This is a genomic window from Undibacterium sp. Rencai35W (assembly GCF_049340185.1).
In the GTDB taxonomy this organism is placed as follows: domain Bacteria; phylum Pseudomonadota; class Gammaproteobacteria; order Burkholderiales; family Burkholderiaceae_D; genus Undibacterium.
In genome coordinates, this window is the sequence record NZ_JBMPPC010000008.1 from 48,616 (window position 1) to 60,800 (window position 12,185).

A 12,185-nucleotide genomic window follows, 5' to 3' on the forward strand; every position below is an offset into this window, starting at 1 on the left:
CTAGTTTCTTAGTTAAAAGTTGAAGCCACAAAAGTAACGCTTATTTATCTCGATGTAGATCATCATCTGAGCGCGCCGCCCAGACAGCACGCGTCATGTCGTACACCGCCGTGTCCATCTCATACCATCGTTCGATACCGCGATATTGCATACCTAGTTTTTTCATGACATGGGCAGATCCCTTGTTATCCTGATGGCAGACAGCGCAGAGCAAGTCGCCTTTGAGGGTATCAAATGCAAAGCTTGCCATGACCTCTGCGGCTTCTGATGCGAAGCCCTGACCCCACTTATCCTGACGCAGGCGCCAGCCAATCTCCAGAGGATTGGCCGGATCTCTGCCGAGATGCTGGATGCAGCCAGCACCAATAATCTGCTCGCTCTCCAGTTCGACAAAGCTCCACCAGGAAAATCCGAACTCTAGCCAGCGTGCTTTGACGCGCTCTATCATGGCGAGCGTGTCATCGCGGGTATCTGCTTTGCCTGTGATGTAGCGCATCACCTCAGGATCACTATTCATCGCAAACAAGCCATCGGCATGCGCATCTGTCATCGGTTCCAGGCGTAATCGTTGCGTAGTGAGTATGGTCATGTGAGTTAGTTTTTGAGTAAAAAGGTAACCGGAATATTAATGGAGGTGATGCCGTCTATGAGAAAACCCGGGGTGAGGTGCGACATAAATTTACATAGGCTTGAAGCGCCATGCATAGGCCTGGCTGACTTTGAGTTTTTCGCTGCAACCGCGTAATTCAACGGTGTATTTACCCATTTCATCCCGATGCGCCTTGGCGATCGCATCTGCACGCACGACGATGCTGCGATGGATTTGCCAGAACGATTCCGGGTCGAGGCCGTCGACAATTTCTTTCAAAGGCTTGCGTACATGGGCTTCATCATCGGTGCTGACAACGCGTGTGTATTTTTCATCCGAGCTGAAGAAGAGAATTTTCTCTACCGGGAACATCTTGATCGTATCGCCGACACTGGCGCTGATCCAGCGTATCCGTTCCGCTGCGGGGGCACGCAGACGCTTGTCTAATTCCAGCATGAGCTGGCTGACATCGGGGGCGACCTGTTTGCTGGCAAAGCGTTCTTTCAGGCGGGCCACGGCCTCTTTCAAACGTGGGATAGAAACAGGTTTTAACAAATAATCGACAGCACCGGCGGCAAAGGCATCCAGCGCATGACTGTCATACGCCGTGGTAAATACCGCATGGCAGCGTCCTTTGATGGCGTGGGCGACATCGAGGCCCGACATGCCTGGCATACGGATATCGAGAAACGCGATATCCGGTGCATGTTGATGAATCGCCTCCAGCGCGTCAGCGCCGTGCTCACATTCAGCCAGAATCACTAACTCTGGCCAGAGCTCGGCTAGCATACGGCGCAGCTCTTTACGCGGAAGATCTTCGTCGTCAGCAATGATAGCGGTGGTCATAACCTGTCCTTATTTATTGAGTCAGAGGTAAGCGAATGATCGCAGCGACACCGCCGTCGGGACGTGCTTTCAGTACCAGTTCAGCACGCTTACTGTACATGGCGCTCAGTCTCTCATGGATATTGGCAAGACCAATACCGCTGCCCGAGGTCGAGCCGCCAAAACCAACACCGTCGTCGGCGACAACCAGTTCCAGCATCGCTTCGCCTTGCTGCACAATGCTGCGGGCTGTGACGGCGATATGGGCCGGGCCAATCTTCGGTTCAATACCATGTTTGATCGCATTCTCGACCAGCGAAATCAACATGAGCGGCGGCAAGGCGGCATCGCTCACATCGGACTCCACACTAAAACTCAGACGTGGGATCCTGGCTTGCATCAACGCCAGATACGCCCGTGCCGCCTCTAGCTGCTGTGCCAGCCGCGCCTGCTCAGAGCTGCCGTCGCTGCGCATCTGTGGAATCGTGGCGCGCAGGTAATCGACCAGATGATCCACAATCGCCGTTGCACGGGCAGGCTCGGTCAGAATCGCCGAGCGTACGCCCGCCAGAGTATTGAATAAAAAATGCGGCTCGACCTGCGCGACCAATACCGATAAACGCAATTCTGCCTCGCGCCTGGCACTTTGCTCCAGCTGTAGCTCTTGCAACTGCAAGGCCTCCAGCAGACGTTTACGCTGACGAAAAAATAGCCAGAAGTCGATGCCGCCACCGACATAGATCAAGACGCTCGCCATCAGGACAAAACTCACGAACTTACCGACCATCACACCGGCATCTGCGGGGTCTTCCTCCTTGTCTTCCACCTCGGCTTTGCTGTCTAAAGACACGGCTGGGCTACTGCTCGCTGATGCTGATGCTGATGCTGATGCTGATGCTGATGCTGATGCTGAATTCAGTTTATTGCCCGCATGTTTCGCTTTATTAGCAGGTCCTGACGATGTGCCGATGCTAATGATGATATTGCCGTCGCCATAAGAAATGTATTTAGCAAGATAACGTGTGCCGTCGAACATGCCGTAACTCACGGCAGCGCCAAGCAGCAAGGTGCAGATCAGCAGGATGGCTTCTTTGGTTTCTGCATAGGCTTTTTGCCTGACCCATACCGCGCCGGCAGTACCAAGCAAATGTAAGGTAGTAAAGCCCAAGGTCGTCGGAATCGCGACCGTCAGAAACTTTCGCATATCGGAACTCAGCACCAACGCGATGCCGGTGATCACCACCAGTGCCGGTGCGAGCACGCCAAACCATGCCAGAGAACGGTAACGATACCAGGTGCGGGAAAACACAGGATAGTTACGCGCACGGGTTAACCAGGTATCGCTTTGCAGCGAGACTTCTGAGGGCAAGGGCTGGTCTTGCAAGCGGCGTTCAGTATCAGTATTAGGCGAAATTGATGTCATGGCGATTCCTTACGTTGATGCTGCCAATGTAAGGCAATGAAAGAAGCTGGTGGAAGATTGCGATGAAATCTGTTCTGGCAGGATGAACCCGCACTAAGTCGGGACGGAAGCAGAGGACTTATTCTGCGGCGGGGCTTTCATCCAGCTTGTCGAGCTTGTCCGCTGTGACGGCTGGTTCGCCAGCGGGCTTGGCACTTTGCTGTTTGGCGAGGCGGATGATGGTATTGCGGATCGACGTCAGGACGGCGACTGAATTAAACGGTTTCACGATAAAACCCTGAACACCGCGCTGCTTGGCGGCCTCCAGCGTTTGTGCATCAATCTTTGCCGAGACCAAAAAAACCAGAGCCTTGGGTATCTCGGCGCGGATGGTATCGAGCACGGTTAATCCGTCCTGATCGGTTTCGCCGATATCGACACAAATTACCTGGGGCCTGAGCTTGACCATGCGCGCCAGGGATGCGGGGCTGATGTTGCCGTCACCGATCACTTCATGACCGCCGTTGGTCAATACCGAACTCAGCAAATTACGTGCGACCGCTTGATTATCTAGGATGACCGCTTTTAGCATGGCAGATAGGATTTGTGGTGTCAGAAACATCATAAATCAAAAGCATCGACTTGTGCCAATTTGTACCAGGTACATGGCGATTACCCATACTAGGGAAGAGTATGTCTAACAACACATCGGTTCCGCTTATAAACAGTGCGGAATTAAAGATGGCGTCAACATACTCCCCCTATTTATCACCATTCACCACTCTTATAGTAGCAAACTGAGCTAGTGACAGGACACCAGAGCGCTGCTCCAGCCCCGGTTTGGGACTTGGTTTGATGCTTATTTTGTTGTCTCAACTGGCGGCGGGGCATTTTTTACATGGTTGTCCAGCCAGCGATCCTGCTCCCACAGCATCTGCAAAATCGATTCACGCGCACGGTAGGCGTGGCTCTCGTTTGGCAGCATGACGAGCTTGGTGACTGCCCCCAGACCTTGCAGAGCCTGATACATGCGCTCGCTCTGGATAGGGAAGGTGCCGGAATTATTATCCTGCTCGCCATGGATAAACAAAATCGGATCCTTGATCTGATTCGCAAAATTGAATGGTGCCATGGCCTGATACACGTCTTTCGCTTCCCAAAAATTTCTGTCCTCCGATTGAAAACCAAAGGGCGTCAGGCTGCGGTTGTAGGCACCTGAGCGGGCAATCCCGGCACGGAACAATCGCGTATGCGCCAGCAGATTCGCGGTCATAAACGCACCGTAGCTATGACCGCCAATCGCGATCTTGTTACGGTCCGCCACGCCCAGCCGCACGACCTCGTTGACGGCAGCCTCAGCATCCATTTTGAGTTGCGGCAGATAGGTGTCATTCGGTTCTTGTTTGCCTTCCCCAACGATCGGCATTGCCGGATGATCAAGCACGGTGTAACCGCGTGCCAGCATAATTTGCGGCCCCCAGTAACTGATACGGTTAAATTTATAAGGCGAATCTTTGACCTGTCCTGCTGCTGAGGCAGATTTGAATTCTTCCGGATAAGCCCACATCAGCATGGGTCTTGGTCCGTCACGTTTGGGGTCGTAACCAGGCGGCAGATACAAGGTCGCCGACAGCGCAACGCCATCAGTGCGGGTGTAATTGATCTGCTGTTTTTGTACCCCTTTAAATTGCGGCGTCGGATGCGGAAATTGCGTCAATGCGCGCGGCTCAGCCTTACCCGTGAGATCGCGTAAGTAAAAATTAGGCCGCTCATCGCTGGCTTCCCGGCTGGTGATGACCTGCTTGCCAGCGTCATCCAGTACTGTCAATACATGCTCGTAATACGGTGCGGCAGAACGCCACAGGCGCGTGCTTTGTCGGGTCTTCATGTCAAAGCGATCGAGGAAAGGACGATCGCCCTCAGGACTGGCACCGGCACCGATCAGGAACAGACTGTGACCGTCCGCCGCCGTACGCAGCACAGCACGGCCAAACTCATTGATACGCTTGGACGGACTGCCGGGATCCGCATAACGGTCCTCAGATTTATACGAAAACATCAACTCGGGCGGCGCGGACTGTGCCTGTTGCGCTGGCGATCCGGGCGAGATCCGCCAGGTCTTGAGGTCACGGGTCTTCCACCAGTATTCCGTTATCAGAGCAAGATCATCCCGTCCCCAGTCCACATCTGCAAAACGTGTTGCCAGATCTTGTAATTTTTGTGGTGCGGCGTCGAACGGGGCGGCTTGCTGAAACAGACTGTCGCGGATTTTCGCCTCGACATTCGGATCGCCTCCGTCCTGCGCCTCGGCCCAATATAAGGTTGCAGGCTGATCGCTGCGCCAGCCGTAATTACGCGGACCGGTCTGTACCGCATCGTTGCCCGGCGGCAGGCGATCACGTAATGGGCGCTCGGTCATGGTTTTCAGTTTTTTCCCTTGCATATCCCACATCTCGATCAGTTGCGGAAAACGTGAAATCGGCAGCATGTTGGAATACGGACGACGCAGCTGTGTCGCCAGAATATATTGACCGTCCGGAGAAGATTGTGCCGCCAGCAAAACCGTAGCCTGACCGATACGTTGTACCTCGCCTTTAGTAGTGACGACGGCAAGCTGGCTTTGCAATTGCCAATCCAGCAGATCGGCGTCGGCAGGGGATTTCAGCATGTCGGGGTAGGTGCGGTTTTGGGTGACTTTGCCACCCAGACTTTCTTGCGTATTCGGACCGGCCGGTGCGATGGGCGCGACGGGGGCCGCAGCCTGTTTCAGCGGATTCAGGCGCACCAGCAATTTTTGTGGAGCCTCTGCTTTATCAGCATGGCTGAGGCCGTTCAGCCAGCTAAATCCGGCTCCCGCGACGGCATTCAACGGTTCTTTGATCAGGCGATAGGCACTGGCCTTGTCAACATCCAGCAACCATAACTCAACACCCGTGTCGCTCCAGCGACTAAAGGCAATCCAGCGTTCGTCTGCCGACCAGGCGGTATCGGCGATACGCGGATTGGCAGGCAGCCCGGTGACATTGCGTATCTTGCCGGAAGCCACATCCAGCAAAGACATGCCGTCACCAAACTCAAACCGACTGGCAGCGCGGAGTTTGCTGTTAATACGCAAACCTGCCAGCTTCAGCTCCGGTTGCGCGACATCGACAATCCCGGGCAAGCCAGGCAAATTCACCAGCAAGGCGAGTTTACGTTGCGGCCCCATCTGGAATGACGGGCCACGCGGTGCATCAACCACGGCTTGTAATTCGGCGGCAGGTAACTGATAAGTAGTATTCACGGCAGGACTTTCGGCGGCGCTTGCTGAGGCGGACAACACCAGACTGAGGCCTGTCAGCAGCGGTAAAAATAATTGAATCGGGGTGGAAACCATCATGATAATGCCTCGAAAAAGAAAAGACGGCAGTAAGCTGCCGCCGGTGCCTTTGTTAACGTCGCCTTGGGTCAGGATCAGGGTCGAATTAAATACAAATTAGGTTCTGCAAACAGATCAACCGAGCCTTGAAGCACGACGGATCAATGCGGAGAACGCTGTCAGACGCCTCGGCATTGACATGCCTTTATTTCGTCACAAGCGGTGCGAAACCATTCGCCGTAATATCCAGCTCAGTGACCTCGCCGTACTGAGCCGCAATACCACGTATCGCTTCTGCCTTGCCGATTAACAATAATTGCAGCTTATCTTTAGGGAAGTGCTTATCCACTAATTGCTTGGCTTTTTCTGGCGTCAGACTGTCGACGTCGCGCATGAAATTGTCGATCTGTTCGCGACCGACTCTGGCGACATACATTTCACTCAGCAAACCAGACAATTGCTGATTGGTTTCAAAGCGTGGCGGATATTGTCCTTTGACATAGGCCTTGGCAGAATCCAGCGTTGCTGCATCAATGCCCTTATTCCACAGACGCTGATAGGTTTTGTAGGCCAATGCCAGTGCGGCCTCGGTTTTTGGCGTGGCCGTAAAACTCGATACGGCAAAGGTTCCAGCCTGAGATAGCGGAGAAAACGCACTGTTTGCGCCATAAGTCAGGCCAGAATTAACGCGTAATTCGTCGTTTAACCAAGAGGTAAAGCGACCACCCAGAATCGTATTCAGTACTTGCAGCGGTACATAGTCAGGATCGTTGCGGGCGATCCCTGCGCCACCGAACAGGAAGGTGGTTTCAACCGCATCAGATTTATTCACCAGCCAGACCCGTGCTTTGTCAGCCTGCACTTTGCCATTGTCGGCAGGCTTGGGCAGAGTACCTGCTGATTGCCATTTGCCGAATAGATTTTCCAGTTGCGCACGCATTGCCGTGGCCTTGAAATCACCGACGATGACGAGTGCCGCATTATCGGGACGATAGAAGTTTTGATGAAATAGTTGTGCATCGACGGTTTGCAATGCGGTGACGCTGCTCACCGTTCCGCTACCGGCATTCGCATAGGCACCGCTGCCAAATAACATACTGCGGAAATAGTTCTGCGTGACGTTGCGCGGACTCTCTTTCATTTGCTTGAGACCATCGACCGTACGCGAACGTAGTTTGCCAAATTCTTCTGCGTCAAATTGTGGATGCTGAAGCACATCTGCAAAAATCGGCATCAGCACTGCGGCATCGTCTTTGGCAAAATCAGCGACCAGCGACGTTGATTCTGTTCCGGTTGCGCTGCTGATTCTTGCTCCGCGAAAATCGAAACTTTGATCGATCGTTTTTTTATCAAATCTGGCGCTACCAAGTAATAAAGCGTCTCCGGTCAGATTAGCGAGACCGTTCTGCTGTGCGTCACTGACCGCTCCGGCTTTGATTACGGCACGTACCGCAATTAAGGGAACATCATGGCGCTCCATCAAATAGATGGTCAGGCCGTTCGATAGTTTGCTGGTTTCAAATGCCGGTAAGCGAAAATCAGCCGCATTGGCCGATGTCATCACAGTCGCCGCGCTCAGCAAGACCACGGACGTCATGCCCGGCACCAGAATATTGAGTAATTTATTAGTCATTGTCTTATTCCTCACTTGCCGCTAATACACCGACGGTGCGTTGTGATTTTTTGAAATATGTTGCAGCGACATTTTTGATGTCGGCCACACTCAGTTTGCGATAGGCATCCGGCGCTTCAAAAGATTTTTTGAAGTCGCCGAAATACACTTCATATTCACCGAGCTGGGCGGCTTTTCCATTAATGGTTTCCTGTGCGCGGTAAAAATTCAGTAGCTTCTGATTTTTCACTTTTTGCAATTCGTCTTCACTGACACCGTCTTTAATCAGCTTGTCGAGCTCAGCTAACAGCGCCTGCTCTACTTTGCCAGCCGGCACTTTGTTCGCGGCGACGGCAAAGAAATTGAATAGACCAGGATCAAAAGCTTTGCCATGATCGGCACCGACACTGGTTGCCAGACGTGTATCTACCAGTGCCTTGTACAGGCGCGAGGTTTTACCATCGGTCAGGATGCTGGATAAAACGCTGAGTGCGTAGTAGTCAGGATGATTGGTCGCCGGCATCTTATAAGACACCATCAGATTCGCGCTGGTGGCAGACTCTTTGAGGACAAACACACGACGCTCGCCTTTTTGCTCAGGCTCGACGGTCCGTACTGCCGGAGGCAAGGCACGCTGCGGAATTTTGGCAAAATACTGTTCTGCCAGACGTTTGACTTCATCAACTTTAACATCGCCAACAATGACGGCGACCGCATTGTTCGGCGCGTAGTAGACATTGAAATAGCGTTGCAGGTCGTCTTGTGTCCAGGCTTTGATATCGGACTCATGACCGATGGTCGGAATCGCATAAGTATGTGCGGTAAAGGCAGCCGAATAGACCTCTCCCCACAAAGCGCGCAGATTCGAATTCTCCAGGCCGGTGCTGCGTTCGGATAAGACCACGCCGCGTTCACTCTCAACCATTTTTGGATCGATCGACAGATTCGCGATACGGTCGCTTTCCAGATCAAATATCGTCGGCAATGCCGCCGCCGGGAACCAGTCCTGATATACCGTCAGGTCGTTATTGGTATAGGCATTATTGGCACCGCCACTGGCCTCCATGACGCGATCAAACTGTTTGGGACCAAATTTTTTTGAACCATTGAACATCATGTGTTCAAAGAAGTGCGACAAGCCGGTGATGCCCGGTACTTCATTACGCGATCCGACTTTCCAGTAGGTGTACATATTCGCGTTCGGGATGGTACTGCTCTCCAACACCAGAAATTTCATACCATTCGGCAAAGTAAAGGTTTTGACCTGATCGGCACTCAGTGCCTGGGCACTGCCCGCCAGACCAGCCATGCTCACTAGCAGACTGCCGGAGACAAGTAGGGTTTTCCACTTCATCTTGATGTCCTTTTTTGTTGATATTGTTATTAATACGTTGTTGATATTTTTGTTGATGTCTTTGTTGATAAAGCGATGCTCTTATTGGAACGGAAGGACGCAGATTCGTTCCGTCCTTTTGTACTTCATTCGCATTGGACTTACGGACTTACACAGAAACTAAAACCTCTCACCACAAATGTACGGAGACACAGAGAAAAGACAGGAGTAAGCGACTTCATGGAATACCGATTAAAGGGCTTTTAGAAATTCACAAAACGAATCCGCAAGCAGAATGCGCCTGTTGGCGCAAAAACCCTTGGAAAGCCCCATCCAGCCTACGGATTCAATGTATAGGGTGGCCAGCAAGCGGTCATTTTGCATAAATCCTCACCTGGTAAAGATTGCGTGTCTAGTCGTCAGTCATCCAAAAAAAAACCATGGTCAGGCGTTTGCTCTGGTCGTCATGACCAAAATAACGGGTCGCGCTGTGCACCAGATTGGCTTTGTACACGATCAGCCTGTTGTACACATTCCTGACACGCAAATCCTCTTTCCAGGCTTGTGGGGGTAAAAACCTGACGTTTAGGGCATCGACCAAGTTCCTGTGCGGTGCGGGACACAGATTACCGCTCAGAGTACCGTCGGGATAACGCAAGCGAAATACACTGGTACCAGCATCCTCCGGCGCATCGGGATTGAGATAAATGACCGCGGCATAGCGGCAAAATACCCGGCTATCCGTATGAGGACGGGCCACGCTCTCGGTCTCGCCGACCATTTGCGCGACATTGTGATCCAGCTTGAGTCCGCCCGGTGCTGTGGTGACCCACAATTTGTCTTTGCCTGTCGCGGCTTTCACCCAATTTTCGATGCCATTAATTTCATCCGGCAGCAGCGCCTCATGTACGCGTTTGCCCGGCCAGGTCTCTTGCGCGTAGGGTAAACCCAATTGCCAGTCATCGCGCGCCAGAATACGCGCCCTGACCGCGTCGGGATTAGCCAGCGCGTTGTCTAATATCCAGTAATCCCGCCCCTCTTCTAACTGGACATACGGTAAAGAAGGACGTGGGAGCAAAGAACTCATGTGCAGCATCTGCCTTACAAGTGAAGAAAGAAAACCATGTGGAGCACTTCCCACAATACGCAATTTGGTAACGCTGATGAAAATCCAGTGCCAGAGTGTCAGCGAGAGTGCGGACGATTATTTCAGAGCAGTAACTAAATGGCAATGTTTATCTTTATCTAGTTTAGGTAATTGATCCACGTTACCTGCACTTTCGCAACAATTCGCGTCTTTTATTCGACGTATTTGTTGCGACGCAACACATCTAGTTTCAGCCGCTTTTACCGGCATGTTAAGCTACGCGCCGAATTGACTCAATTCAACTCATTTACAAGCTTTTAATGAAAATATTTTTGCGAACAACGCAAATTCTTTATCCAAAATAAATCACGGAGAGCACTTTGAACAAAATTCAAACGCCAGGTGCGCACACTATCCTGGGGCATCCAGATAGTCTGTTTGTCCTGTTTTTCACAGAAATGTGGGAACGGTTTTCTTACTACGGTATGCGCGCTTTGCTCGTGCTGTTTCTGGTCACGGAAGTGGCAAAAGGCGGCTGGGGTTGGACCCGCGCTGATGCGACAGCCTTATATGGCTGGTACACTGGCCTGGTCTATCTGACACCGATTTTGGGCGGCTATATCGCCGATCGTATCCTCGGTAGCCGCAGAGCCGTCGTTTTGGGTGGCTTCGTGATTGCTGCCGGTCATGCGTGTTTGTTGTTTGATACACCGACCATGTTTTATACCGGTCTGGGTCTGGTGGTTGCCGGTACAGGTTTGTTTAAACCAAATATCTCGGCGATCGTTGGTCAGTTGTACACCAAGGACAATGAAGGCGGCCGCGACGGTGGTTACACACTGTTCTACATGGGCGTGAACTCCGGTGCATTCTTCGGTATTTTGTTGTGCGGTTATATTGGCGAAAAAATCTCCTGGCCACTGGGCTTCGGTCTCGCCGGTGCCTTCATGATGCTGGGCGCGGTACAGTTCTATTTTGCTCAGGGCATTTTCGGTCAGATCGGTTTATCCAAATCGCAAAAAACTGAAGAAGTCGTGCATGAAGAAGCCGCACCACATATCGTTGCCGATCGCCTGAAAGCTATTTGCGTCTTTTCATTCTTCACGATTTTCTTCTGGTTTGCGTTTGAGCAATCCGGCGGCTCGATGACGATTTTTGCGGCGGACTACACAGATCGTACGTTAGCCGGTACCAGCGGCATGACTTTTAAAATCATCAATACGCTGATCACGATCATCCCGACTTTCATCCTGTCCTGGTTACTGGTGAAACTATTCGGTGGTACCGCAAAAAAATACCTGATGTCCAACATATTGCTGGTGATCTGTATGGCCTTGATCTGGTCGCTGGTGATCTGGATGTTGTCACGTGAATTTTCTCTTGATCAGTCTAGCGTACCGGCCACCTGGTTCGGTGTACTGAATTCGTTCTTTATCGTGATTCTCGCGCCGATGTTTTCTAAAATCTGGGAAAAATACTGGAACCCTAGCGGTCCTGTTAAATTCGGTACTGGCTTGATTTTGCTAGGCTTAGGTTTCGCGGCTTTGTCCTACGGTTCTGCCAGCATTCCTGCCGGCGCGAAGACAGCGTCGGTAAGTATGGTGTTCCTGATCGTGGCTTATCTGTTCCATACCATGGGCGAATTGTGCATCTCCCCTGTCGGCCTGTCCTATATCAGTAAACTGGCACCGCCGCGTCTGCTGGGCCTGATGTTTGGCGTCTGGTATGTGAATACAGCCATCGCGAATAAACTTGCTGGTTTTACCGGCAGCTACATCGATCACATTTCTGAGACTTACTCCCTGTCGACGTTCTTCCTGATTTTTACCATCATCCCGATTACAGCGGGCCTGGTATTCATGCTGCTGAATAAATGGATGCATAAAAAAATGCACGGTATTCACTAACGCCATCTATCAGCTTTTGCGTTTGACATATCCTCGGAGATACCGTCTGACGCATAAAAAAATCCCCGCTTA

Annotated in this window: 9 protein-coding genes; 1 reads left to right on the top strand and 8 read right to left on the bottom strand. The window is 51.9% G+C overall.

The genetic code is table 11. The annotated features are described in order from the left end of the window. Window positions 1–40 precede the first annotated feature (40 nt). The 8 genes from ACO0K3_RS16545 to ACO0K3_RS16580 all read right to left on the bottom strand — a co-directional run bounded on the left by ACO0K3_RS16545 (window position 41) and on the right by ACO0K3_RS16580 (window position 10,206). A complete protein-coding gene (locus ACO0K3_RS16545) occupies window positions 41–589 on the bottom strand; it encodes a GNAT family N-acetyltransferase (protein ID WP_422986480.1) in 549 nt (182 codons plus the stop codon). A gap of 90 nt (window positions 590–679) precedes the next feature. Beyond that, window positions 680–1,435, bottom strand: a complete 756-nt coding sequence (locus ACO0K3_RS16550; protein WP_422986482.1) for a LytR/AlgR family response regulator transcription factor — start codon at window positions 1,433–1,435, stop codon at window positions 680–682. A gap of 13 nt (window positions 1,436–1,448) precedes the next feature. Next, complete coding sequence (locus ACO0K3_RS16555) at window positions 1,449–2,837, bottom strand: sensor histidine kinase (protein ID WP_422986484.1); 1,389 nt, start codon at window positions 2,835–2,837, stop codon at window positions 1,449–1,451. 118 nt (window positions 2,838–2,955) lie between these two features. Then, window positions 2,956–3,441, bottom strand: coding sequence for an ANTAR domain-containing response regulator (locus ACO0K3_RS16560; protein ID WP_422986486.1), 486 nt, complete (start codon window positions 3,439–3,441; stop codon window positions 2,956–2,958). Between the two features lie 234 nt (window positions 3,442–3,675). Then, window positions 3,676–6,195, bottom strand: a complete 2,520-nt coding sequence (locus ACO0K3_RS16565) for a prolyl oligopeptidase family serine peptidase (RefSeq protein WP_422986488.1) — start codon at window positions 6,193–6,195, stop codon at window positions 3,676–3,678. A gap of 184 nt (window positions 6,196–6,379) precedes the next feature. Further along, window positions 6,380–7,807: a M16 family metallopeptidase gene (locus tag ACO0K3_RS16570; protein WP_422986490.1), complete on the bottom strand. Its 1,428-nt coding sequence runs from the start codon at window positions 7,805–7,807 to the stop codon at window positions 6,380–6,382. A gap of 4 nt (window positions 7,808–7,811) precedes the next feature. Continuing rightward, window positions 7,812–9,140: a M16 family metallopeptidase gene (locus ACO0K3_RS16575; RefSeq protein WP_422986492.1), complete on the bottom strand. Its 1,329-nt coding sequence runs from the start codon at window positions 9,138–9,140 to the stop codon at window positions 7,812–7,814. Window positions 9,141–9,531: 391 nt separating this feature from the next. Next, the gene (locus ACO0K3_RS16580; protein ID WP_422986494.1) at window positions 9,532–10,206 is read right to left on the bottom strand and encodes a hypothetical protein; all 675 of its coding nucleotides are present in this window, start codon (window positions 10,204–10,206) and stop codon (window positions 9,532–9,534) included. Between the two features lie 380 nt (window positions 10,207–10,586). On the opposite strand from ACO0K3_RS16580, the gene ACO0K3_RS16585 reads away from it, so the two are divergent. Continuing rightward, window positions 10,587–12,113, top strand: a complete 1,527-nt coding sequence (locus ACO0K3_RS16585) for a peptide MFS transporter (RefSeq protein ID WP_422986496.1) — start codon at window positions 10,587–10,589, stop codon at window positions 12,111–12,113. Window positions 12,114–12,185 lie beyond the last annotated feature (72 nt).